Source organism: Ruegeria sp. E1 (genome assembly GCF_056534225.1).
Window position 1 is genome coordinate 16,151 of sequence record NZ_JBQFPE010000013.1, and the last position, 25,069, is coordinate 41,219.

Annotated in this window: 21 protein-coding genes; 6 read left to right on the forward strand and 15 right to left on the reverse strand. The window is 58.3% G+C overall.

Going from position 1 to position 25,069, the window contains the following annotated elements; genetic code table 11:
* Positions 1–56: 56 nt before the first annotated feature.
* Complete coding sequence (locus ACR0FG_RS16100; protein ID WP_480894042.1) at positions 57–746, reverse strand: Hint domain-containing protein; 690 nt, start codon at positions 744–746, stop codon at positions 57–59.
* Between the two features lie 414 nt (positions 747–1,160).
* Here ACR0FG_RS16100 and ACR0FG_RS16105 point away from each other — a divergent pair, with 414 nt between their 5' ends.
* Positions 1,161–2,174, forward strand: coding sequence for a hypothetical protein (locus tag ACR0FG_RS16105; RefSeq protein ID WP_480894043.1), 1,014 nt, complete (start codon positions 1,161–1,163; stop codon positions 2,172–2,174).
* Positions 2,175–2,176: 2 nt separating this feature from the next.
* Here ACR0FG_RS16105 and upp read toward each other — a convergent pair whose 3' ends face one another.
* From upp to ACR0FG_RS16140, 7 genes are all read right to left on the reverse strand, one after another.
* On the reverse strand, positions 2,177–2,809 hold the full coding sequence (gene upp, locus ACR0FG_RS16110) for a uracil phosphoribosyltransferase (RefSeq protein ID WP_480894044.1): 633 nt from the start codon (positions 2,807–2,809) through the stop codon (positions 2,177–2,179).
* Entirely contained in the window at positions 2,806–3,792 is a 987-nt protein-coding gene (locus ACR0FG_RS16115) for an adenosine deaminase (RefSeq protein WP_480894045.1), read from the reverse strand. The genes upp and ACR0FG_RS16115 overlap by 4 nt, the downstream gene beginning before the upstream one ends.
* Positions 3,789–5,000, reverse strand: a complete 1,212-nt coding sequence (locus tag ACR0FG_RS16120; protein WP_480894046.1) for a phosphopentomutase — start codon at positions 4,998–5,000, stop codon at positions 3,789–3,791. The genes ACR0FG_RS16115 and ACR0FG_RS16120 overlap by 4 nt, the downstream gene beginning before the upstream one ends.
* Complete coding sequence (locus ACR0FG_RS16125) at positions 4,997–6,304, reverse strand: thymidine phosphorylase (protein ID WP_480894047.1); 1,308 nt, start codon at positions 6,302–6,304, stop codon at positions 4,997–4,999. Before ACR0FG_RS16125 ends, ACR0FG_RS16120 begins: the two co-directional genes overlap by 4 nt.
* A gap of 4 nt (positions 6,305–6,308) precedes the next feature.
* A complete protein-coding gene (locus ACR0FG_RS16130; RefSeq protein ID WP_480894048.1) occupies positions 6,309–6,701 on the reverse strand; it encodes a cytidine deaminase in 393 nt (130 codons plus the stop codon).
* Between the two features lie 102 nt (positions 6,702–6,803).
* Positions 6,804–7,901, reverse strand: coding sequence for a cupin domain-containing protein (locus tag ACR0FG_RS16135; RefSeq protein WP_480894049.1), 1,098 nt, complete (start codon positions 7,899–7,901; stop codon positions 6,804–6,806).
* Positions 7,870–8,499 (reverse strand): hypothetical protein, encoded by a 630-nt coding sequence (locus ACR0FG_RS16140; protein ID WP_480894050.1) that lies wholly within the window; start codon positions 8,497–8,499, stop codon positions 7,870–7,872. The genes ACR0FG_RS16135 and ACR0FG_RS16140 overlap by 32 nt, the downstream gene beginning before the upstream one ends.
* A gap of 245 nt (positions 8,500–8,744) precedes the next feature.
* Between ACR0FG_RS16140 and ACR0FG_RS16145 the strand changes: the two genes are divergently transcribed.
* The 3 genes from ACR0FG_RS16145 to ACR0FG_RS16155 all read left to right on the forward strand — a co-directional run bounded on the left by ACR0FG_RS16145 (position 8,745) and on the right by ACR0FG_RS16155 (position 14,759).
* On the forward strand, positions 8,745–11,018 hold the full coding sequence (locus tag ACR0FG_RS16145) for an NADP-dependent malic enzyme (RefSeq protein ID WP_170713468.1): 2,274 nt from the start codon (positions 8,745–8,747) through the stop codon (positions 11,016–11,018).
* A 262-nt stretch (positions 11,019–11,280) separates the two neighbouring features.
* Complete coding sequence (gene prpE / locus ACR0FG_RS16150) at positions 11,281–13,170, forward strand: propionate-CoA ligase PrpE (RefSeq protein WP_480894051.1); 1,890 nt, start codon at positions 11,281–11,283, stop codon at positions 13,168–13,170.
* Positions 13,171–13,325: 155 nt separating this feature from the next.
* Positions 13,326–14,759, forward strand: coding sequence for an amidase family protein (locus ACR0FG_RS16155; protein WP_480894052.1), 1,434 nt, complete (start codon positions 13,326–13,328; stop codon positions 14,757–14,759).
* A gap of 270 nt (positions 14,760–15,029) precedes the next feature.
* Here the strand turns inward: ACR0FG_RS16155 and ACR0FG_RS16160 are convergent, their stop codons facing one another.
* Positions 15,030–15,791, reverse strand: coding sequence for an NAD kinase (locus ACR0FG_RS16160; RefSeq protein WP_480894053.1), 762 nt, complete (start codon positions 15,789–15,791; stop codon positions 15,030–15,032).
* 166 nt (positions 15,792–15,957) lie between these two features.
* Here ACR0FG_RS16160 and glyA point away from each other — a divergent pair, with 166 nt between their 5' ends.
* Entirely contained in the window at positions 15,958–17,253 is a 1,296-nt protein-coding gene (gene glyA, locus ACR0FG_RS16165; protein WP_480894054.1) for a serine hydroxymethyltransferase, read from the forward strand.
* Between the two features lie 64 nt (positions 17,254–17,317).
* On the opposite strand, the gene ACR0FG_RS16170 is transcribed toward glyA, so the two are convergent.
* Positions 17,318–17,692 carry a hypothetical protein gene (locus ACR0FG_RS16170; protein WP_480894055.1) on the reverse strand — a complete coding sequence of 125 codons (375 nt, stop codon included), beginning with the start codon at positions 17,690–17,692 and terminating at the stop codon, positions 17,318–17,320.
* Positions 17,693–17,739: 47 nt separating this feature from the next.
* On the opposite strand from ACR0FG_RS16170, the gene ACR0FG_RS16175 reads away from it, so the two are divergent.
* The gene (locus ACR0FG_RS16175) at positions 17,740–18,540 is read left to right on the forward strand and encodes an alpha/beta fold hydrolase (RefSeq protein WP_480894056.1); all 801 of its coding nucleotides are present in this window, start codon (positions 17,740–17,742) and stop codon (positions 18,538–18,540) included.
* 103 nt (positions 18,541–18,643) lie between these two features.
* Here the strand turns inward: ACR0FG_RS16175 and ACR0FG_RS16180 are convergent, their stop codons facing one another.
* The 5 genes from ACR0FG_RS16180 to ACR0FG_RS16200 all read right to left on the reverse strand — a co-directional run bounded on the left by ACR0FG_RS16180 (position 18,644) and on the right by ACR0FG_RS16200 (position 25,041).
* Positions 18,644–18,832 carry a hypothetical protein gene (locus tag ACR0FG_RS16180; RefSeq protein ID WP_480894057.1) on the reverse strand — a complete coding sequence of 63 codons (189 nt, stop codon included), beginning with the start codon at positions 18,830–18,832 and terminating at the stop codon, positions 18,644–18,646.
* A gap of 106 nt (positions 18,833–18,938) precedes the next feature.
* Positions 18,939–19,310, reverse strand: coding sequence for a rhodanese-like domain-containing protein (locus ACR0FG_RS16185; protein ID WP_480894058.1), 372 nt, complete (start codon positions 19,308–19,310; stop codon positions 18,939–18,941).
* Positions 19,311–19,394: 84 nt separating this feature from the next.
* Positions 19,395–20,741 (reverse strand): HlyD family type I secretion periplasmic adaptor subunit, encoded by a 1,347-nt coding sequence (locus ACR0FG_RS16190; protein ID WP_480894059.1) that lies wholly within the window; start codon positions 20,739–20,741, stop codon positions 19,395–19,397.
* The gene (locus ACR0FG_RS16195; protein WP_170713459.1) at positions 20,738–23,044 is read right to left on the reverse strand and encodes a type I secretion system permease/ATPase; all 2,307 of its coding nucleotides are present in this window, start codon (positions 23,042–23,044) and stop codon (positions 20,738–20,740) included. The genes ACR0FG_RS16190 and ACR0FG_RS16195 overlap by 4 nt, the downstream gene beginning before the upstream one ends.
* 38 nt (positions 23,045–23,082) lie before the next feature.
* Complete coding sequence (locus ACR0FG_RS16200; RefSeq protein ID WP_480894060.1) at positions 23,083–25,041, reverse strand: type I secretion protein; 1,959 nt, start codon at positions 25,039–25,041, stop codon at positions 23,083–23,085.
* Positions 25,042–25,069: the final 28 nt, after the last annotated feature.

A 25,069-nucleotide genomic window follows, 5' to 3' on the forward strand; every position in this document is an offset into this window, starting at 1 on the left:
AAAAAGCCGGCGCATGCCCCCACATGCGCCGGCTTCTCAGGCCCCCACCTGCGAAATTATTCCTGATGGGTGATCATCATCCATTCTGGCTTTAGAAACAGGGTCGGCATGGGCGGGCGACCCGGGCGCCCGGGACGCCGATAGCCTTTGGGCGGACGAACGGGAAAAATCGGCTCGTCCGAAATCGGTGCGGGCAAAGCGCCCAGCGGGTTTGTCATTGCCGAGAGATCGCCACTTATTGCAATCTTATCAATCCACTCGGCGGCGTCCTTATCGTCGAGAACCGGATAGTGGTATTGGTCTGTCACCGACCGCAACCCGATCCGCCCGGACGAGCAGAACGCCTGCAAACCGCCTTCGATAAAGATCACTTGGTCCTGATCAAAATACAGGCTGCTGACGTCAAACGTGCGCCCCGGTGCGCGCGACCTAAGCCGACCCGCTCCGCTGAGCAGTCTTGCCGGGATCACCGAGATACCGTTGCTGGTCGGATCAAGCTTGCCTTGGTCCAGCGCGACGCCCTGTTCCGGCATCAACCAAAGCGGCCGACCATTATATCCCGCGCCAGACGGAACCTGCACCGGCAGATTTTCGGGCCGGGATTCATCGGGGGATATCGTGATCTGGTCCGAGGATATCCTGCGAACTTCTTTGAAGCCGTTGTTCAACGTGCGAATAAGATCGCCGACCTTTATCCGCTCGATCTTTTTCCAACCGCTGGTCGTGGCGATCTTTGTGCCATGCACAAAGCCGCCCCTGCGTGCAGTCTGGACGCGTGCCCCCACCCTGGGCTGAACGCGAACGGGCTGATCTGTAAAACTCGAAACACTCACTACTTTCAACACGCGCCGAACCCCCTTCTGGCACAAACACAACAACCACTTAGTGCTAGCATGGAAGTTGGTGGGGCGACTTAGTTTTGACACATTTGGGCCCAAATGAGGCCCGGTTTGGTTAAGACCACCCCAAAACCCTGAACAACCCCTGTCTCGATCTGCGCTTTGATGCCGTGCAGGAAACTGTGTGCAGACAAGCGGTGCAGTTCCGGATGATTCTGTTCAGGTGGTGTGGAAATCATGCGTGAACGGTTGCAAGCCGTTTGCGTGGCGGGTTTTCGCCATGCTAGGATCGGGCAAAATACTACCGAGCAGCATTACCAAATGACCGCATTGAAACAGTACCAGCGGATCGAAGCCACCGGTCTGTGGCGCGCCTCGCCCGACGAACAACGGCGCGAGGTCGTGGTTTCGATTGGCGAGGCAACGCTGACGGTATCGGATTTCAACGACCGCGCATTGACGCATTGGTCCCTTGCCGCGCTGGTGCGTCAGAACCCGGGCGCGTTTCCGGCAGTGTTCAGCCCCGACGGTGATCCTGACGAAACGCTTGAGTTGGCAGAGACCGAAGTCACGATGCTTGAGGCGATCGATCGCCTGCAACGCGCAATCGACAGGTCACGCCCGCATCCCGGCCGGTTGCGTTGGGCCTCGGTCGCCTGTGTGGCGCTGGCAGTGCTTGCGGTGCTGATCTTCTGGCTGCCCAGCGCCTTGCAAAGCCATGTGGTCAGCGTTGTGCCCGAGATCAAAAGGCAGGAAATCGGCTCCGCTATCCTGCAACGGATTGAAAGAGTGTCAGGCAAAGCCTGTACGTCACGGGACGCGCTGGCCTCGCTTGAAAGTCTTGCAGAAAGAACTGGTGTCCGCCAAATCGTAATCCTGCCCGCTGGCGTTCCTGACAGTCTGGGGCTGCCGGGAGGTACGGTTTTGCTGAACCGGGCTTTGGTTGAAGACCATGAAGATCCGGCCGTTGCCGCCGGTTATGTCATCGCGGCACGCGCGCGGGCGCAGGTCCAGGATCCATTGGACGACATGCTGGACCGGACCGGACCAACTGCCGCCTTTCGCCTGCTCACCACCGGCGAACTGACCTCAGCCATCATCGACAGCTATACCGAGCAAGTTCTGGCCGGGGCGCGCAGCGATCTTTCCGACGATGATCTGTTGTCAGTATTTGCGCAGGCCGCCCTGCCCTCGACCCCTTATGCCTATGCTCGGGATATCACCGGAGAATCCGTATTGGGCCTGATCGAGGCTGACCCGATGGCAGGTCGCACGCTGGAACAGGTGCTGCCGGACCGCGATTGGGTCCAGCTGCAGAACATTTGCGGTCAGTAAGTTTACTTGGTCCCGAACATCCGATCCCCGGCATCGCCCAGACCCGGCATGATATAGCCTTTTGAGTTCAGCTCACGATCCAGCGCAGCGGTGACGATCTTGACGTCCGGATGCGCCTCTTTCATGCGCGCGACACCCTCGGGCGCGGCCAGCAGGCACAAGAACCGGATATCGCTGGCCCCTGCTTCTTTGAGCAGGTCAATCGCGGCGGCCGAGCTGTTGCCCGTTGCCAGCATCGGATCGACCGCTATGACCAGACGGTCCTTCAACCCTTCTGGCGCTTTGAAATAATACTGCACGGGCTTCAGCGTTTCTTCGTCGCGGTACAATCCGACAAATCCAACACGCGCGGACGGGATCAGTTCCAACACGCCGTCCAACATCCCGTTCCCGGCCCGCAAGATCGACACCAGCGCCAGCTTTTTGCCTGCGAGAATAGGCGCGTCCATCTCCTCCATCGGGGTTTCGATATGGCGCGTGGTCAGCGGCATCTCGCGCGTGACTTCATAGGCCAGCAGCAACGTGATTTCGCGCAGCAATTGCCGAAAAACGGCGGTGGAGGTGCCCTTGTCCCGCATGAGCGTCAGTTTGTGCTGTACCAGCGGGTGATCTACGACGGTCAGGTGTTCGCTCATGGTCTCTCCAGTCTTTTTTGCACCCGCGCGCGGGTCTCTTCATCGCAAAAGGCCGCATCCAGCGCGGTTTTGTTCAGGGCGGCGAAATCTTCGGCATCCCAACCGAACGCCTGGCTCAGCATCTCATATTCGCGGCGCATGGTCGTGTGAAAGAAGGGGGGATCGTCGGTCGAAACCGTAACCTTCACCCCCGCATCACGTAATCGAGCGATGGGATGTGCCCCAAATTCAGGAAACAGACCTAATACCACATTGGAACCGGGACAAATTTCAAGCGTGACGCCTCGATCCACCAACTCGCGCACCAGATCCGGGTCTTCGATCGCGCGGACGCCATGGCCAATCCGCTCGACCTCCAGATGCCGGATCGCATCCCGAACACTCTCGGGCCCGCCGAATTCCCCCGCATGGGTCGTCAGACGCAAACCCGCCTCACGGGCGCAATCAAAGGCCCATTTGTAATCGGCTTGCCCGCCAACGGATTCGTTGCCCCCCATGCCAAACCCGGTGATCCAATCCCCTGCCGTTTCAGCGGCGCAATAGGCGCTGCGCTTGGCCTGTTCGGGCCCGAAATGGCGCACACAGGTAACGACACCCCGAAGCGTTATGTCGAACTTACGTTCAGCCTCATCGGCGGCGTCCTGAATTGCATTCAGATAATCTTTCCAGGCGGCCAGATCGCCGCCACCGCAGAAATCGGGGCTTAGGAAGGTTTCGGAATAGACGACGCCGTTTTCAGCGCTTTCTTCAAGGATCGCCAGAGTGAGACGCCGAAAATCCTCGGGCGATTTCAGGACTTCACACGCGGCTTCATAAACGCTGAGAAAATGCGCGAAGTCGCGGAAATCATAAGAGCCATCGGGTTTGAAAATCCCGCTGAGATCCACCTTCTTTTCATGCGCAAGTTGACGAATAAACGCCGGAGGTGCAGCACCTTCGTGGTGCAGGTGCAATTCGACTTTGGGCAGATCAGCGACGCTCATAGAAAAGTCCTTCCCGGCCCTTGTGCCGGTATGTTCAGATGTTGGGCGATACTGGCGGCAATATCAGCAAAATCAACCTGACCTATCTGACCCGGACCAAGTCCCGCTATCAATAGCGGCACCTGTTCCCGCGTGTGATCGGTTCCGACCCAGCTGGGATCATTGCCGTGATCTGCTGTCAAGAGCATCAGGTCGCCGGGGCGAAGTTTCTTCAGGATCAGACCGATCTCGCGGTCAAACCATTCCAGCGCACGGGCATATCCGCTGATGTCGCGGCGATGGCCGTAAAGGCTGTCGAACTCGACAAAATTCGCAAAAGTCAGGCTGCCTTCGTCAGCCTTGTCCACAAGATCGGACAGGTACTGCATCAGGTCCGCATCCGACCCCTTGAACAGCGCATCGATCCCCTGCATCGAGAAGATGTCGCCGATCTTGCCCACCGCATAAACATGCCGCCCTGCATCCTGTGCCCAATTGGTCAGAACCGGCGCAGGGGGCAGGATGGCGAAATCCTTGCGGTTGGTTGTTCGCGTGAACCCTTGGTCCGGTGATCCGACAAAGGGCCGGGCAATGACGCGGCCTACTTTCATCTCGTGCAGACGCGGGGCAAGGGTGCGGCACATCTCAAGCAACCGGTCGAGGCCAAAGCTTTCTTCATGTGCGGCGATCTGGAATACGCTGTCGGCCGAGGTATAGCAGATGGGGCGGCCCGTCCGCATGTGTTCTGCACCCAATTCGGCGATGATCGCGGTGCCGGACGCGTGGCAATCACCCAGAATACCATCCGCGCCTGCAGCTTGCGCAGCAGCGCGGCTTAGTTCAGCGGGAAATGCGGGGGTGGTATCCGGGAAATAGTGCCAATCCCAAGGCACGGGCAGACCGGCCAGTTCCCAATGTCCCGATGGCGTGTCCTTGCCCGGCGAATGCTCGCGCGCGCAGCCCCATAGCCCTGTCGGTTCGACCTCAAGACCCGGTGTCTCAGCACTCGAGGCCAACCGGGTTGCCGCACCCAACCCCAAGGCATCCAGATTGGGCAGGTGCAACGGGCCAGAGCGTCCCTGCTCAGCCCCGCCTTCGGCACACGCCTGCGCGATATGCGCAACCGTATTCGCGCCGGTGTCAGGCGTCTCGCCGTTGAAAAAGCGATCCGCATCACAGGCACCGCCGATCCCGACCGAATCCATCACCACAAGGAACGCGCGGCTCATGCGGTGATCCTTTCATGGACAAGGTCGGGAATTTGCGCAGGCGCATCCGTGATGGAGATGGCGGCCAGAATGTCCAAAGCTGCCTTACGTGCTGCATCCTCGCGCGCGGCATGAACCACGGCGATGGGTTCACCTTTGGCGACGCGCTGCCCCAACCGCACAATCCCGGATATCCCGACGGCAGGATCAATCTCATCGCTTTCGACCTGACGACCACCGCCCAGCGCAACCACAGCCAGACCAAGCGCTTCACCGTTCATCGCCGCGACATATCCGTCCTGCGGCGCGGGAACCTCTTGAATCACATTGGCCTCGGGCAAGAACCGCGCCCATGTCTCGACAAATTGCACCGGGCCGCCAACCGCTGCCATCATGCGTCCGAACCTGTCTGCCGCGCGACCATCCCGGATCACTTCGGCAATCTTTTCGCGGCCTTCGTCCAGCGTTTTGCAGATCCCCGCATCGACCATCAGAACGCTGCCCAATTCAGCCGATATCTCAGCCAGCGGCGACGGTTGGCCACCTGTCAGAACTTTCATCACCTCGGCCACCTCCAGCGCATTGCCCAATGCCGGAGCCAGAGGTTGAGACATATCGGTGATCACGGCCGAGGTCCGACATCCCGCCGCGTTCGCGGTCTCGGTCAAGGCCACCGCGAGGCTGCGCGCCTCGTCCAGTGTTTTCATGAATGCGCCGCTGCCAACTTTGACATCCAACACCAAGGCGTCCGGGCTGACGGCGAGTTTCTTTGACAGGATCGAGGCCGTGATCAAATCCAGACTTTCAACCGTGGCTGTGACGTCGCGCACCGCATAGAGTCGCTTGTCCGCCGGTGCGATCTGCCCGGTCGCCCCAACAATGGCCGCGCCGGTTTCAATAAGAACCTGCGTCAGACGATCCTGACTGATCTGAGTGCTGACCCCCGGAATGGCTTCGAGCTTGTCCAGCGTTCCACCCGTATGTCCCAGCCCCCGGCCCGAGATCATCGGAACGAAAGCTCCGCACTCGGCCAATGCCGGGGCCAGCACCAGACTGACGCTGTCACCGACGCCGCCGGTCGAATGCTTGTCGATCACCGGCCCGTCCACGTTCCAGCTCAGGACTTCACCACTGTCGCGCATGGCCACTGTCAGATCAGCGCGGCCCTGTGATCCCAGACCGCCCATGCAGACCGCCATCGCAAACGCCCCGGCCTGTGCATCGCTGATGCCACCATCGGCCAAACCTTGCGCGAACCAGTTCAACTCCTCAGGCGTGGGCAGTTCATTCCGGCGTAGCTTTGCAATGATCGAGCGTGCGTCCATCGGGTCAGCTTTCCTCCATATGCGAGGCGTCGAATGCGCCGGGCAACAGTTGTCCGATTGTCGTCTGGAATTCCGCACCATCAACGGTTGCGAGCGTGACCTTGACGTCGTGGTCGCCAAATTCCGCAAGTTTCTGTCGGCATCCGCCACATGGCGGGACCGGCTGCGGGCTTGAAGCGACAACATAAACCGCGGTCAGCTTCTGCTGACCCGCTGCAACCATGGCGGCGATTGCGCCAGCCTCGGCACAGGTGCCTTCCGGGTAGGCGACATTTTCGACGTTGCACCCGGCAAATACCTCTCCGGATTCCGATCTTAGCGCCGCACCAACTTTGAAGTTCGAATATGGCGCATAGGCCTTTTCCCGGACGGACAAGGCAGCGTCTTTGAGCGACATGGCGATTCCCCGTTTTTTGATCAACTGGTCAGAAATACCAACCTAATGGAAAGCGCGAGGGGAGTTAAAGCCCCCGGCCCCCATTTCCTAACAGATTCGCGCCTATTTCGATGTTGTTTCGAAAGTGCCGGGCAACGTGACCTCAAGCAGTTCGATATCATCCGACGGGTCAGACAACCGGGTCAGCATCCCCGGCGGGATGACAAACGCATCGCCCTGTTCCAACCGGTAAGGCTCGCGCCCCTCGCCCTCAAGGGTTACTTCGCCGTTCATCACAAAGGTAAAGTGGATGTCCGTGTTGTGGCTGGCCCAGACCGGATCGCCCTGCCCGCGGCGCACGACCTGCACGCCCGCAACGCCTTTGGTGTTCTCGGCAATTGTCGTGTCGCGGCAGATATATCCGGGCAGGCGGAAGGGCTGCCATGTGGCGTCCTTGGCCCGATTGTAAACAAACCTTTGCCCCTGCCATTCGCGGTCCGGACGGTAATGCGGCGTGGGCAGAGCCATCTCGTGGTCAATCTCGGTCACATGCTCGGCAGGTACACCAATCTCGATGACTTGCACATTGTCCGAGGCCTCAAGAACACGATGGCGAATTTCCGGCGGCTGGATGAAGCAATCACCTGCCGTCAGACGCAGCTTGTCGCCCTGATCTTCGTAAACAACATCGACCCAGCCATGGATACAAAAGATCAGCTGAAAGCCTACTTTATGAAAATGCACCATATCGGGCACCGGCCCACCGTCGGGGATACGAATATGGCTGGCAATGATCGATCCGCCCAGACGGTCAGGAACCAGATCACGATAGTGCATCCCGGCCCGCCCGATGATCCAGGGTGCCTGATCCTTGAGACGCCGAACCACAAAAGAATGCACCGTATCTGGCAGCACCAACGGCGGATCGCGCTCTTCGATTTCGATCCTAGTGCCATTGGGGGCCGTCAGAACCCGCTGACCATCCGCGAATGTATCGGAATTGTCGGTCAGAATACGCAATGTTCCGGGCTGTTCTGGCGCGTCCTTTTCGATACGCAGTCTTATTCCATGCCCCGAAAACACCGCAACGCGCGGGTCATCCGCCGGATAGATCATGTCCATCCGCATCCCCAGAACCTTGGTGAAAAAAGGAAGGTCGTCGCGTAGTTCCTGCGTCGGCAGGCGAATTTCAGCGCAGGTTTGGTCGTAGCTCTGGGTCATTCGATGTCTCTTCAATCTCGGATTTTGGCCATCCGATCAGAACGGCGGCCAAAATGCCAATTGAAAAGAACATCTCGAGCGTTTCTTCCAGTACGAACAGGCGTACCATCATCGTTTCAGACAGGTTAACACCGGACATGCCCGACACTTCCTCGAAAAGCTGAGCGATGACCGCCAACAATCCCGAGCCAATGAAGATCAAAATAAACGGTGCGCGCAGCTTCAGCGCGCGCAAGGCGTTTGGAAGACCATGCCAGATAGCCCCACCGATCACGATCACCGCCAGAACCACGCGAACTGCGGTCAAGTCCAACAGCGTATCCAGACCGCTCAGTATACCGTAAGGGATGCTTTCGACGGGGTATATATCGGCTTCCAATTCACGCTCGGCCAAAAGCAGGCAGACCAAAGCGATATACAGGCGGCTGAGCCCGGGATAGCGCCACAGCGCCGCAAGCCCGGCCGAAACCAGTGCAGCGGCCGAGATCGTCTCAAACAACCCGCCTTCCTGATTAAAGGCCAGAGCCTGTTGCGGCCACAGGACCACGGCGGCAAGAACCAAGAAAACAATGGCCAGCAGCGCAAATACGGCAGGCATGCCTCGACCGCGGGACATAAGGCGTGCAGAGACTGCTAACCCAGCCGGGAAGTCGTCTTTTAAGCTCATGAGTGGCCTTCGCTGCTCGGTGCGTTGTTTTTTGGATTGGCCGAATGTAATTTTTCCATGACACTTTTCAACGGGTGCCCATCAGGCTTTCATGAAACTGTTGCAAAATGACCTTACGTCGCAAGGCAAACTGAAATAGTTTAGCCCTAAATCAATCTCACGGAGCTGAATCCTCGATGTCCGATACACCCAGCCTGCGGCAGGCCGCGCTTGATTATCACGCCCATCCGAAACCCGGAAAGCTTGAGATCAAGGCCACGAAACCGATGGCCAATGGCCGGGATCTGGCGCGGGCCTATTCCCCCGGTGTGGCCGAGGCCAGCCTTGAGATAAAAAGCGATGCGCATAACGCAGAAAAATATACCGCACGCGGTAATCTGGTTGCCGTCGTCTCGAACGGCACAGCTGTGCTGGGACTTGGCGATATCGGTGCGCTGGCGTCTAAACCAGTGATGGAAGGCAAGGCCGTCCTGTTCAAGAAATTCGCAGGCATCGATTGCTTCGACATCGAAGTTGATCAGCCGGATCCGGAAAAGCTGGCCGATATCGTCTGCGCGCTGGAACCGACCTTCGGTGCGATCAATCTGGAAGACATCAAGGCACCGGATTGCTTTATCGTCGAGAAACTGTGCCGCGAACGGATGAACATCCCGGTATTCCATGACGATCAGCACGGAACCGCAATCGTTGTCGGGGCCGCGGCCAAGAATGCCCTGCATGTTACCGGCAAGTCTTTTGAGGATATCAAGGTCGTGTCGACCGGAGGTGGCGCAGCAGGGATCGCCTGTCTTTCGATGCTGGTCAAACTGGGTGTCAAGCGCGAGAATATCTGGCTGTGTGACATTCACGGTCTGGTCTATGAGGGCCGGGCCGAGGATATGAACCCGCACAAGGACCAGTTTGCACAAAAGTCGGATCTGCGCACTCTGGATGACGTGATTGATGGGGCAGACCTGTTTCTTGGTCTCAGCGGTCCAAACGTCCTCAAGCCCGAGATGGTTCAACGCATGGCAAAGCGCCCGATCATCTTTGCTTTGGCAAACCCAACGCCAGAAATCTTGCCCCAAGCGGCCCGAGAGGTTGCACCGGATGCGATCATCGCCACGGGACGCAGCGATTTTCCCAATCAGGTCAACAACGTGCTGTGCTTTCCGTTTATCTTTCGGGGTGCATTGGATGTCGGCGCGACCGAGATCAACGATGCCATGCAGATCGCCTGCGTCGAAGGCATCGCGGAAATGGCCCGCGCCACCACCAGCGCCGAGGCAGCAGCGGCGTACAAGGGCGAACAACTGACATTCGGCCCCGATTACCTGATCCCGAAACCCTTTGACCCACGTCTTGTCGGGGTGGTGTCCTCGGCGGTGGCGCGGGCCGCGATGAACAGCGGGGTTGCCAAACGCCCCATCGACGACCTTGAGGCATATAAAGAACGCCTCAATCAAACCGTCTTCAAATCCGCCCTGCTGATGCGTCCGGTCTTTGAAGCGGCCGCTGTCGCCTCGCGCCGTATCGTATTTGCCGAGGGCGAGGACGAACGCGTGTTGCGAACGGCGCAAGCCATTCTGGAAGAAACCACCGAAACACCGATCCTGATCGGTCGCCCGGATGTGATCGAAACCCGGTGTCAACGGATGGGCCTGACGGTTCGACCCGGCGAGGATTTTCGGATCGTGAACCCGGAAAACGATCCGCGTTACTACGACTATTGGAACTCGTATTTTCAGATCATGCAGCGCCGCGGTGTAACCCCCGATCTGGCCAAGGCGATCATGCGCACGAACTCGACCGCGATTGCCGCCATCATGGTACAACGGGGCGAGGCTGACAGCATGATCTGCGGCACGTTCGGAGAATATCGCTGGCACCTGAGCTATGTCGAAAAGGTGCTGGGCACTGCCGATTTGCGCCCACATGGCGCAATGTCTCTGATGATCCTCGAAGACGGGCCCCTGTTCATCGCCGATACGCATGTGCGTCAGCTGCCCAACCCCGAGGAACTGGCAGAAATCACTATTGGCGCAGCGCGGCATGTGCGCAGGTTCGGGATCGAGCCCAAGATCGCATTCTGCTCGCAGTCGCAGTTTGGCAATCAGGCCGAAGGATCGGGCAAACGCCTGCGCGCCGCCATCGACATTCTGGATTCCGAACCGCGCGATTTCGTCTATGAGGGCGAGATGAACCTCGACGTCGCGCTGGATGCCGAACTGCGTGATCGTATTTTCCCGAATTCGCGACTGATCGGTTCAGCCAACGTGCTGATCTTCGCCCATGCGGATGCTGCCAGCGGCGTGCGCAACATTCTCAAGATGAAGGCAGACGGGTTGGAGGTGGGCCCGATCCTGATGGGGATGGGCAACAAGGCACATATCGTCACGCCCTCGATCACCGCGCGAGGATTGCTGAACATGGCGGCGATCGCAGGAACGCCGGTAACCCAATACGGCTGATCCTGCCAGAGCAGGTCGGGCGCCCGTTCGGGTGCCCGTTTGATTCTGGGTCGATTTACATCCAGAAATTTGCAGATTTGCAAATTGGATGAAAAATTACTGATTAGGTACGTATATTGCGTTGATTTGCAAAAATTAGCAGCCTTCTTGTTAGATTTCTGCAAAGTTTTTGCGATAAACTGACGCGCCGTAACCCGATCCGCTTGTTCCAATAGCCCCGCCTGCCTAACACATTGTCCAAGCAGTTTGGGAGGAGGACACCATGGCCTATCAGGACATTTACGACAGCTGGAAATCCAACCCCGAGGCGTTCTGGATGGAGGCTGCCAAAGGGATCGACTGGGTTCGCCCCCCGACCAAAGCCCTGTTTGACGACAACGCGCCGCTTTATGAATGGTTCAACGATGCGCGGGTCAACACCTGCTGGAACGCGGTTGACCGTCATGTCGAAGCCGGTCGCGGCGAGCAGGCAGCCATCATCTATGACAGCCCGATCACGCATACAAAGCGCGAGATTTCCTATGTCGAGCTGCGCAACCGCGTGGCAACGCTGGCTGGGGCGCTGCGGGCAAAAGGGATCGAAAAGGGCGACCGCGTCATCATTTATATGCCGATGATCCCCGAGGCGCTTGAAGCTATGTTGGCCTGCGCGCGCCTGGGTGCGGTTCACTCGGTCGTGTTCGGTGGTTTCGCGAGCAACGAACTGGCGGTGCGCATCGATGACGCAAAGCCCAAAGCGATCATCGCTGCGTCCTGCGGGATGGAGCCGGGGCGTGTGGTTCACTATAAACCCCTGCTGGATGGCGCCATCGATCTGTCCGACCACAAGCCTGATTTCTGCGTGATCTTTCAGCGCGAACAAGAGGTTGCCGAACTGATTGAAGGGCGTGATCTGAACTGGCATGGCTTTCAATACGGTGTCGAACCGGCTGAATGCGTCCCCGTCGACGGCAATGATCCGGCCTATATCCTTTACACCTCGGGCACCACGGGCGCGCCCAAGGGGGTCGTGCGCCCGACCGCAGGGCATCTGGTGGCGCTGAACTGGACGATGAAGAACATCTACAATGTCGATCCCGGCGATGTGTTCTGGGCGGCCTCGGATGTAGGTTGGGTCGTGGGCCATTCCTATATCTGCTACGCGCCGCTGATCCATGGCAGCACGACCATCGTATTCGAAGGCAAGCCAGTTGGCACCCCGGACGCGGGCACGTTCTGGCGCGTGATCTCCGAGCATAAGGTCAAAAGCTTCTTTACCGCTCCGACTGCCATTCGCGCCGTCAAGCGCGAGGATCCGAAGGCCGAGCTGATATCGAAATACGACCTCTCCTGCCTTGGTGCATTGTTCCTTGCCGGCGAACGAGCTGACCCCGACACCATCACCTGGGCGCAGGATGCGCTGAAAGTGCCGGTCATAGACCATTGGTGGCAGACCGAAACCGGCTGGGCCATTGCAGGTAACCCGCTGGGTATCGAAGAGCTTCCGACCAAGCTGGGATCGCCCGCCAAGCCGATGCCGGGCTATGATGTACAGATACTTGACGAAGGTGGCCACCCGATGAAACCGGGAGAACTGGGTGCGATCGCGGTCAAGTTGCCCCTGCCTCCGGGCACATTGCCGACATTGTGGAATGCGGAAGACCGATTCAGGAAATCCTATCTGGAACATTTCCCGGGATACTATGAAACCGGCGATGCGGGGATGATCGACGAGGACGGGTACCTCTATATCATGGCGCGCACGGATGATGTGATCAATGTGGCCGGGCACCGCTTGTCGACCGGAGGGATGGAGGAAGTTCTGGCCGCCCATCCGGATGTTGCCGAATGCGCGGTGATCGGTGTTTCTGATCAGTTGAAAGGCCAGATGCCGGTGGGCTTTCTGTGTCTGAATGCCGGGGCTGACCGCAACCACGATGACGTGGTGCAGGATGTGGTCAAGATGGTACGCGAAAAGATCGGGCCGGTGGCAGCCTTCAAGAAAGCGGTTGTGGTGGATCGGTTGCCCAAAACCCGCTCGGGCAAGATTCTGCGCGGCACGATGGTCTCGATTGCAGACGGTGCCGCCTACAAGATGCCTGCCACCATCGACGATCCCGCCATTCTTGATGAGATCACCGAGGCCCTGCAGACCATCGGGTATGCGCAGTAAATCAACAGGATGCGCCTTACGGCACGCCCGATCTGCGCCGACGCGCCTGTGCAAGGCTCTGCCTCGCGCTCCGGGATATTCAAACAGGCGAAAGGCGGATCAAGGGCTTGCCATCAGATACCCGTCGCCCCAGGTTGATGTTCGGGAGGAATGTCATGGGCGATGGCGATATCTGGCGTTTGACTGCTACTGAATTGGCCGCGCTGACACGCGCGGGTGATTTGAGCGCAGAAAGTGCTGTTCAGGCATCGATCAACCGGATGCATCGGATCAACCCGGAACTGAATGCGGTTGTCGAGGATCTGAGCCAGGAGGCTTTGGAACGGGCAAGCGGTCTGGATAAGGCCCGTGCCGATGGTGCAGAACCAGGGCCGTTGCACGGGGTTCCGGTGACGATCAAGGTCAATGTCGATCAAAAGGGCCATGCCACGACAAATGGCGTAGTTGCCCTGAAAGACCTTGTGGCACCCGATGATGCGCCGGTTGTGGCGAACCTGCTGAATGCAGGCGCGGTAGTGATCGGGCGCACCAACACGCCCGAGTTTTCATTTCGTGCCGATACCGACAACCCCCTGTATGGCCGAACGCATAACCCATGGGGTCGGCATATCTCGCCCGGTGGATCGTCTGGTGGCGCAGGGGTCGCCGTGATGGCGGGCATCGGGGCTTTGGGCCATGGCAACGATATTGGCGGCAGCCTGCGATTTCCGGCAGCGGCGAACGGAGCGGTGACGGTCAAACCCGGACTTGGCCGGGTGCCCGCCTGGAACCCAAGCCAAACAGCTGAGCGCGGTATGCTGGCTCAGTCCATGTCGGTTCAGGGTCTGATCGCCCGCTCTGCGGCTGATCTGCATCTGTCAATGCCCAGCCTGATTGCCGCAGACCCGCGCGATCCGTTTCACGTTCCGATGTCTTGGCGCGGTGCAGCTCCGGAGGGGCCTATCAAGGTTGCCTTTAGCAGGAACACCTATGGGTACGCACTGCACCCCGAAGTTGAAAAGGCATTGGAGACTGCCCGTGACGCCCTGATCGACGCGGGCTATGACGTGACCGAGGTCGAACTGCCGGATGTGTTCGAAAGCGGCCGCGCCGGGTATCGCGCTTTGATGGGAGAAGTTCTGACCCTGATGCAAAGCGATATCGAGGCAGCCGGATCACAGACCATTCAGGATATCTTTGCCGTCTATTTTCAGGAGTTTCCACCGATTGTCGGAACCGAACTGATCCAGATGCTGGCAAGACGCACCCATTATGCCCGCGAATGGTCGCTGTTTCTGCAGGACTATCCTCTGGTCCTTTGCCCTTTCCTGCCGCAGCCGTTTTTTGGGCCAGATCGAGATACCGAGGGTGCTGATGGCGTGCACGAGGTTTTGGGCTGCGCGGTCTATTCCTACGCCATGAATTTTCTGGGTTTACCTGCCGCGAATGTTCCCGCGCGGTTGGCAAATTTGCCGAATGGGCCACAACCGATCAACGTTCAGATTGCCGCGCAGCGCTGGCGCGAAGATCTGGCCGTGGACGCGGCAGCCGCAATCGAAGAACGTGTTGGATCAATGGCGCCAATACTCTGGGAAAAGATGGCGATCTGAGCGTCTGATCACGACAGTTCACAAAAATAGACCCCGGGTTTTTGTGCCCGGGGTCCGCATACTAAAATATGCCCGGAATTCAGATGACAAGCGTAGCACCACCTACCCTCGCCAGCGCGTAAACTGCGCAATCATTGGAAAACACCATTGGGTGGCCACTCACTTCCACCCCGGCGTGTTCTCCGGGCATGATCAGATTAACAAAGGGTTTCGTCCATTCATGTGAACTTGTTCACACAAGGATAAAGAAATTCTGAAAATTGGCGTAAGTTAATTAAATTGCTCGGAAAAAATACGCTCTTCCAGGCCGTGACCGGGGTCAAAAAGGATCCGATGGGCAACCTTTGGCTCGGATCGGATCTCGACCCAGTCGATATCCGTGATCGAAATCGAATCTGCATCAGCCATCACAGGGCGTTTTTTGGCATCAAGAACGTCGAACCGAACCTGAGCGGTTTTCGGCAGCAGAGCCCCACGCCAGCGTCGCGGGCGAAAAGCGGCGATGGCCGTCAGGGCCAGAACATCCGACCCAATCGGCAAGATCGGTCCGTGCGCCGAGTAGTTATACGCAGTTGACCCGGCGGGCGTGGACAACAATGCGCCGTCGCAGACCAATTCCGCCATGCGTTCGCGGCCATCCACGCTGATTCGCAGACATGCGGCCTGCGGACCGGCCCGCAGCAATGAAACCTCGTTGATGGCAAGCGCCTCGTGCGTTTTGCCGGACTGATCCATCGCGGTCATGACCAGCGGGTTGATGATCTCTTCTTCTGCCGCATCCAGCCGGGTCAGCAAGTCAGCCTCATCGTATTCGTTCATCAAGAACCCGATGGTCCCGCGATTCATTCCATAAACGGGCGTATTCAGGTGCTGTATGCTGTGCAGCGTGCGCAGCATGAAACCGTCTCCGCCCAGCGCAACAACGACATCGGCATCCCGGGGCGCCACATTGCCGTAACGCGCCACCAGGGCGTCCCGCGCAGTTTGTGCCACGTCCGCGTCGTTCGCTAGAAAGGCGATTCTTTTGGTCATCTCTTCCGGTTTCCGGTGCTGCACATTTGGTTCCGAAACAAACATACCTTTCCCCATTAGGCCAGACTTGACGCCATAGCAGGCCAATTCGTCGCTTTACGCCTTTTGCCACCAAAGCGTTTCCGATAGGAAATCCGCAAGTTTTCCCTGCCATGTGGAGCCTCTCATGAACGCCAATCTCCGTGACACCGGATTTTTCACCCAGTCCCTTTCGGACCGTGACCCAGAGCTGTTTGGCTCGATCACATCCGAGCTGGGTCGTCAGCGCGACGAAATCGAGCTGATCGCATCCGAGAACATCGTCTCTGCCGCCGTGATGGAAGCGCAGGGTTCGGTCATGACCAACAAATATGCCGAGGGCTATCCCGGTCGCCGGTATTATGGTGGTTGCCAGTTCGTCGACATCGCCGAGAACCTGGCCATCGATCGCGCCAAGGAACTGTTTGGCTGTGGCTTTGCCAACGTGCAGCCGAACTCCGGCTCTCAGGCCAACCAAGGCGTGTTCCAGGCGCTGATCCAGCCCGGCGACACCATTCTGGGCATGAGCCTTGATGCTGGTGGTCACCTGACCCACGGCGCGCGTCCAAACCAGTCGGGCAAGTGGTTCAACGCTGTTCAATACGGTGTACGCCAGCAGGACAACATGCTGGACTATGATCAGGTCGAAGCGCTCGCCAAAGAGCATAACCCCAAGCTGATCATCGCAGGTGGTTCTGCGATCCCGCGTCAGATTGATTTTGCCCGGATGCGTGAAATCGCCGATATGGTTGGCGCTTATCTGCACGTCGACATGGCACACTTTGCCGGTCTGGTTGCAGCGGGCGAACACCCCTCGCCTTTCCCACACGCGCATGTAGCAACGACCACAACGCACAAGACCCTGCGCGGCCCACGCGGCGGCATGATCCTGACCAATGACGAAGATATCGCCAAGAAAGTGAACTCGGCCATCTTCCCCGGCATTCAGGGCGGCCCCCTGATGCATGTGATCGCTAGCAAGGCCGTGGCCTTTGGCGAGGCGCTGAAACCTGAATTCAAAAGCTACATCCAGCAGGTCGTGACCAACGCGCAGGCGCTGTCGGATCAGCTGATCAAGGGCGGTCTGGACACCGTGACCCACGGCACTGACACCCATGTGGTTCTGGTCGACCTGCGCCCCAAAGGCGTCAAGGGCAACGCGACCGAAAAGGCCTTGGGCCGGGCGCATATCACCTGCAACAAGAACGGCGTGCCGTTTGACCCGGAGAAACCGACCATCACCAGCGGCATCCGCTTGGGCTCCCCCGCCGGCACCACGCGCGGCTTTGGTGAGACCGAGTTCCGTCAGATCGCAGACTGGATCATCGAGGTTGTTGACGGTCTGGCCGCCAATGGTGAGGACGGCAATGGCGCGGTTGAGGCAAAGGTGAAGGCCGAAGTCGCAGACCTTTGTGCACGTTTCCCAATCTATCCGAACCTGTAAGGCTTGGAAATAACAAGAAAACGGCGCCCCATCGGGCGCCGTTTTTCGTTGCAGATCAGGGGTCTCAGATAAATCCGCGCCAGCGCAAAACGATGACCGCAAGAACCGCCAGCGCCAGCACCCCCAAAGCGACCGAGCCCAGAAAACTCAGAAACCAGCCCCAGCGCCGATCGGCCAGATTGATCGCGTTCAGATGGGCATGAACCTCTTCTGACGCCTTTTCCAGTTTTGGAGTGTCCAGAATCAGCCGCAGCTTGGGATGTTCGGCCATCTTCTCAGCATGGGCCAGCACCAGAGCCTGCTTGTAAATGCGACGCGGCAAACGCCGCTTGGCCCGTTTGACCGACTCGGCCAGCGTCTTGTCGCGCAGACCCAGCTTTTTGCGCATCAAAAGGATCGTTTGCGCAATCTGGATCTTAATATCTATTTCTTGCGACATGGGCGCCTCCTGACGGGGCAATGTAACCTTGGGTGGAACCGGCGACAATGGGACTGGTTGTTCGATGCAGCGGCAGGTATCACAAGGCCATGCTGAACACGATCATCCATGGCGACCCGACGGACCAACCACCCCTGCTGATTGCACATGGCCTTTATGGCTCGGCCCGAAACTGGGGCGTTATCGCGCGCAGGCTATCGGATGAACGGCAAGTAATCGCCGTCGATATGCGCAACCATGCCTACAGTTTCTGGGACGCGCATCACAGCTACCCCGATCTGGCTCGGGATCTGGCCGAGGTGATCGACAAGGTAGGTGGTAAAGCGGATATCGTCGGGCATTCCATGGGGGGCAAAGCCTCGATGATGTTGGCGCTTGAACACGGGTCAAAGGTTCGAAAGCTGATCGTCGCCGACATTGCACCGGTTGCCTATACGCACAGCCAGATCCAGTTCATCGAAGCCATGCGGGCCGTCGACATGACCAAAGTCGCGCGGCGTTCAGACGCCGAGCAACAATTGGCCGCGCTTGGCGTGGAAAAAGCACTTCAGAGCTTTTTCACGCAATCGCTGGATGTTGAGAACAAGCAATGGCGCCTGAATCTGGACGTCCTTGCAGAGCAGATGCCCAACATCATGGGTTTTCCTCAGATCGACGCATCGTGGGATGGACCAACTTTATTTTTGTCGGGCGGGGCGTCTGACTATGTGCTGCCCGAACACCGTGGCCAAATTCGGGCTTTGTTTCCCAAGGCGCGTTTCGCGAAGATCCCCGGCGCAGGCCACTGGCTGCACGCAGAAAAGCCGCGGGAGTTCGAAGCCTCTGTCCGCGCTTTTCTGAACGCCTAAAGCGTTTCGAGTTTACGTTGAATCGCTTGTTCGCTGCCTCTCCCTTCGGTCGAACGCGAAAAGCGATGCATGGGTGTTTCAACAAAAACCCGAAACGCTATAATCAGGCCGATCCCTGATACAGCTTTTTCGCAACGGCCCATGAGACGGGCGCGGCCATAACGGCCCCTGTTGCGGCGGCGGAAAAAATCGCCAGAGCGGATACAAAACCCGCAGTCAGAACGGCGATCACGGCGGTCCCCGCCAGAGCAGTGGCGATCAGTGAATACAACACGGATGTAAGGCGTAGCATGGCCGGTTTTCCTTTTTGGGTACAATCGACCATGACATAGAATAAACTGAATATAGCGGGCTTTGATCTGCGTCAGATCAGCGGATTCCGCGAACGGCTTTTACGATCAGGCAACCTCGCCACCGCCGTTAACCCAGTCAGAGAAGCCGCCAAGGTTGTAAACCTGACTATAGCCCATGTCCTTCAACAACTTACCTGCCAACGCCGCACGGCCACCAGAGGCGCAATGCAGAACAATTGGCCGATCCCGACGCAGTTCCGGATCATGAGAAGGCAGGTCCGGGTCGGCTCGAAATTCCAGCATTCCACGCGAAATGTGATGAGACCCTGCGGCGCGTCCGGTTTTATCCAGTTCCGCCGCATCGCGAATATCCAGAAGCAACGCCCCCTGCCCGATCAATTCTTTGGCACGCGCGGCGTCGATACGTTCGACCACGGCATTCGCGGCCTCCATCATGGCTTTTACAGTCAACGGCATGTGTGTCTCTCCTGTTTCGGTTTTTCAGGATGTTAACATGCAGTTTTTGGAAGATGTAGCCAGCGCAAGACGCTGGCTATCACGTTAATGTTCGCGGAATGCCCGAGACATGCTGTCCGTTACCGGTTTTGCGATATAGGCCGCAAAGGTGCGTTCCTCGGTCTGGATCATGATCTCGGCGGGCATACCCGGTGTGGGGATGAAACCGCGCACCCGATTGGTTTCATCTGAAGTCAGCGAAATACGAGCAAGGTATACCTCTTGCGGAATTCCTCCTGCGTCCTCAAGCAAGGAGTCGGCTGAGATATAGAATACCTCGCCGTAAAGAACGGGCGTCGTGCGCTGGTTCAATGCAACCAAACGCACAGTGGCGGTTTGCCCTGTGACGACACTGTCAATTTCAGTTCGTGGAATTTGCGCCTCGATAATCAACGGCGCATCAGCGGGCAGAATCTCGGCGATCGGTTCGCCGGTTTCAATCACGCCTCCGGGCGTGTGATGGTGCAATCGAACAACTGTGCCTGTGACCGGCGCCCGCACAACCGCGCGGTCCAGAACGCTGCGCGCCTGACGTGCCTTTTCCCGGACGCTTTCAAGATCGGCTTCTATCACGCCCAGCTCGTCCAACGCCGCTTCGCGATAAGCAGACCGGGTGCGCGAGATCTGTTCGTCGTACTTGAGCAGCATCTGGTTCACTTCCGCCGTTTCGGCCCGCAAGCGCGCCAATTGGCCTTCGGCTTCGGCTTGAACCCGGCGGATGGTGTTCAGATCACCCTTGCGCACCAAGCCCTTGTTGAACAGCGCTTCCTTGGTGTCATACTCTTCCTGCAGGATATCCGACCGGCGCTGCATACTGGTCAGTTGTGCCTCGAACCCTGTTGCACGGATACGCAGCGCTTCCATATTGCGTTCCAGCAAGGCGATGTCATTCAACAGCGTCTTGCGCGATACGTCAAAGCTCAGCTTCTGGCTGTCAAGGATCGTCATGACTTCAACGTCATCCGAGGCCTCGATCAAATCCGGGGAAAAGACCAGCCGCTCCTTTTCGCTATGCTCGGCGAGCAGGCGCTCGGTCATCGCCTGAAGGCGGATTTTGCGGATAAAAAGCTCGCGCTCATTCGCCTCGGCCGAAGTCTGGTCCAGCGTCATGAGAACTTGCCCGGCCTGAACGGCCTCACCTTCGGATACAAGAATGTCCTCGATAATGCCGCCTTCAAGGTGCTGAACGATCTTGTTGCGGCCCGTGGCGACAAAACTACCCTGAGCGATCACCGCCGCCGCAAGCGGCGCTCGAAAGGACCAGACGCCGAAGCCACCGAAACAAACGACCAGCATCACGAGGCCCAGAATGATCTGCTTGTGAATCGAACGCGGAACTTCCGAGTACCATTGCTGCGGTTCGGGTTCTTGAACCTTTACCAGTTCATTCATTGCTTATCCCCCTTGCCCTGCAGCTCGGGCTTTGGACGCGGCCCATTGAGCTGTTCAAGCACTTGCTCGCGCTGACCGAACAGGGCAACGCGCCCATCCGTCAGCAGCATTATCTTGTCCACAACGCTCAGCAGCGTCGGCTTTTGGGTTATCACGACCACGGTAATCTTGCTTTCCTTGGCCTGCGCAATCGCCCGTGCCAGCGCCTTGTCCCCCGCGACATCAAGGTTCGAATTCGGCTCGTCCAATACGACCAGACGCGGATTGCCAAAGAACGCGCGCGCAAGTGCGATGCGCTGTTTCTGACCGCCGGACAGCGGTGCGCCATCTGCCGCCACGACCGTTTCATACCCTTGCGGCAAGGTTGCGATCATGTTGTGCACGTCGGCCAGAACTGCGGCATCGTGGATTTGCTCATCCGTTGCATCCGCCCGCATCCGACCGATATTGTCCTTGATGGTGCCGGGGAACAGTTGCACGTCCTGTGGCAAATAGCCGATGCTTTCACCGAACTGGCGCGGATCCCAATTGCGGATGTCCATCAGATCCAGCCGCACGCTGCCGGACGTGGGCAAGATCGAACCTACCAGAGTTTTGCCCAGTGTCGTCTTGCCTGCACCGGAATTGCCGATGATGGCCAGAGTTTCACCCGGGTTCAGCGAAAACGAAATTCCGTTCAAAACAACACGCTTGGTTCCGCCGGGCACAAACAGCAGACGTTCGACGTCCAGCCGCCCTTCGGGGCGCGGCAGGCGCAATTTTTCAAATTGCAGAGCCGAGTTCGACAGCAGATGTTGAATCCGCCCAAATGCGCCGCGTGTCAGTAGGAAGGTGTTCCAGCCTTCGATAGACCCTTCAATGGGCGCGAAGGCTCGACCGGCGATAATCGACGCCGCAATGACCATGCCACCGGTGATCTCTCCCTGAAGGGCGAGGTAAGCGCCCCAACCGAGAATACCGATCTGGGTCAACAGCCGCACAGCGCGCGAAATGGCAGCAAAAATCACGTTGCGATCCTGCGCTTTGACCTGCCATGTCAGTGATTGCGCGGTATCGCGACCCCAGATGCGAACCGCTTCGGGGATCATGGCCAGCGCGTTGATGATCTGGCTGTTCCGCGCCATCGAATCCAGATGCTGATTGGCCAGCGACTGTGCCATATTTGCCTTTGCAAAGGGTTTGGCCGTCATTTTCTGGTTGATCAGAGCGATCGTCATCAACAGCAAGGCAGTGACGATTACGATCATGCCAAGCTGTGGATGCACCAGAAAGATCATCAGGATGAATAGCGGCGCGAAGGGCACATCGAGGAAGGATATCAGAGTGCCCGAAACCAGGAATCCGCGCACCTGCTGCAAATCACCCAATGTCTGGTATTCACGCCCGTTGCCATGCAACGAGGCATGAGCCGCAGCGCTCAGAACCGGTGCGCCAAGTCGGGCGGCGACCTCGACCGCTGTACGCATGAGCATGAACCGCCGTACCGCGTCGAACGCTGCCTGGAACACAACGGCCCCCGCCACAATCGCGGTCAGCATGATCAGCGTGTCGAGCGATCGGCTGGTCAGCACGCGGTCGCTGATCTGGAACAGATAGATCGGGATTGCCAGAATCAGGATATTCGTCGCGCAGGTCAGCAGCAACACGAAGGCCAGATTGCGCCAGATCGCCTTGAGCGACGTGCGCAGCGTCTTTTGAAAATCTTCGGGCGGGGTGCGCTTGTGAAACGTATGGGGCGGCCCTTTGCCGTCGCCTCCACCCGAGGTGGAGCGAACGAGCGGCTCATTTGCCTTGCCTTCAATCGTCGTGCCAAAACGCTCCCCATCACCTGACGGCGCAGAGGGGGTCATACGCGCGGTCGATGGCTTGGCAGGATCACGATCAGGGTCTGCGGCATCGGCCACCCCATTGTCGCGACCCGCAAGTTCTTTGTCTTGCGCGGGTCGCGACTGTGCGCGCCGAAGGGGAGAGCCAGCGCGCGGTTTTTCGGTATCTTCGGTTTCAGGTTCATGGGTTTCGGGTTCACTCGGCTGGTTTACAAACCGGGCACAGGTCTCGCCCGCCTCCGGAATTTCTGATTTCACCCGTTCTGCGCCCTTCGGGTCAGATGCCCCTGGGCATTTCCCGGGGTCCGGCACGCGCATATCCTCGGTCAGGTTCAGACGCGCGGCAATTTTTGGCGCGTCAACACGCGGCGACCCTGAAGCCTGCTCGCCAGGCTTCAGGGTCAGAGAACCTCCGCCACCATGCCGGTCCAGAGGGCTGGCAAAACGGGTGCGGCGTGACGAAAAAACGATCGACATAAATAAACCTTCGGGTCACTCGTAACTTACAGGAAAGATCAGGCCAGCATGGTTTGCAGACCATCGTCGGCAGCCGCCATTTCACCGGGCGTCAGGTCGGCACCTTTTGGTCCGATGCCGGTTTCGTCGCCGGGCATCGACATTTCCTCCATCATCAAGGCAATCGCTTCATTGGCGATATCCTCGATTTCCTCGTTGGTCGGCACGTCGATCAGGCTTGCCTGATGCAACAGCAAATCGGAAAACTCGCCATTTGCCGCCATCACGTTCGAGTCGACACCGGCCTTGGTGATATTCGCCGCATTCAACATCGCATTGCTGCCCGAAATGACTTCGGTCGCCGCCGCGTCAGGGCCATGCAGATGCACATCATCCTGGTCCGACAGTACCGTGGTCTGTTCGATCATGTTGACCTGAAGCAGATCACCCTCGATGTTCAGCACGCGCAGCTGCTCCATCCCGGCAAAGGTCGGGTCATTCAGCAGCGCCTCTTCCAGCGCCTCCATATTGTCTTCGGTCAGGTCCAGCGCCGCCGTCAGGTTTTCCTGCAGCTCTTCATGAACATCCTCACCGATTGTGTTGATCGACGCCTGATTCATCATCAGGTTCTCATCCGCCCCGGCCTCGGCCCCGGCCATACCGCCAGTAACCACATCGTCGTCCATCAGGACCAGCGTCTGCATCACCATATCGACCGAGATCATGTCGCCGCCGATCATGATCAGATCATAATAGGACCCCAACTGGACGATATCGCTGACGTTGACCATTTCGTTGTCGCCCATCGCATAAAGGGTCGACGTCGCCGAAATCTCGGTTTCGATGTGGTCGATGTCGGTTGCATCGATCACTTGCTGGATGAAATTCGTGACCACCAGATCGCCGTAAATCCAATCGACGTTGATCATGGCCGGTTGCGCGTCACCGTCGCTTTCCTGATCGATCCAATGGGCCGCATTCCCCTCGACCGCGATTTCCGATGACTGCACCACATTGGTTCCGGATTCGTGACCCGGCGCGCCTTCGTCCATGTCGGAGACAACCGCGACCTGGCTGACAACGGTCAGGTTGACCGACTTCCCCCCAACCGCGATGTAGGGCGCATCAACCCACGAGACGGTTGTGTTCACCTGATTGATCGCAAGGTTCCCGCCCGTGACAACCGAGTGACCGTCCCCGAATTCGGGGCCCTCATCCTGATCCCACTCGGCTGGCAACGGGTCCGGAGTGTTGTCTTCATCCTCTTCTTCGGGTTGGTGATAGGCGGGCAGAAGATCATCCCATGCGGGCGCTTCGTCCACATATTCGCCGTTCACGATAATACCCAGTGCGTCGGCCCCGTGGAACTGATGCACGACAACGCCTTCGACATCAGCGTTGATCGGCGCCATCATTTCCTGTGCCAGCGCTTCGATGTAATCTGCAGACAGATAGTCGGAAATCGCAAGCGACGGCACCGAGACCGCATGAAGCGTCGCCGCAAGTTCAGCCGCCGCTTCGGTTTGCGCCATCAGTTCTTCCACATCGCGGAAGTCGCCTTCGCCCACAACGTCATTGTCGCTCAGGATCAAGGTCTGGAAAGTATAGGTCACCGCCGACCCGATCAGTTCTGTTACAATCTCAGGCGGTTCGGCGACCATGTTGAACTGAAGCTCCTGCCCACCCCCCAGTTCATACTCGGGCAGAACCGGCACACCGATAATGGGCGGGTTGACAATGACCACCGGTGCATCGACAGCGCCGCCGAAATAAGACGGCGGCGTTGGATCATCCGGCGGTGTCATGAATTTATATGGCAGAGGTTTGTAAACGCCGGGATCCAGGTCCAGCTTGGCCTTGATCCGGATTGTCGTCGGATCTTCCAGTTCGTCCAGTTCGGCCTTGCGCCGCTGCGCGGTGAACTCTTCGTATTGATCCCTCAGGCGGGTCTGCTCAATCGTTAGATCAAAGGCTCCAATAAAGTGTGCAATCTTTTCGGTAACGCTGTCGAACGACATAAAATGATCCTCAACCACCGTACCGGCC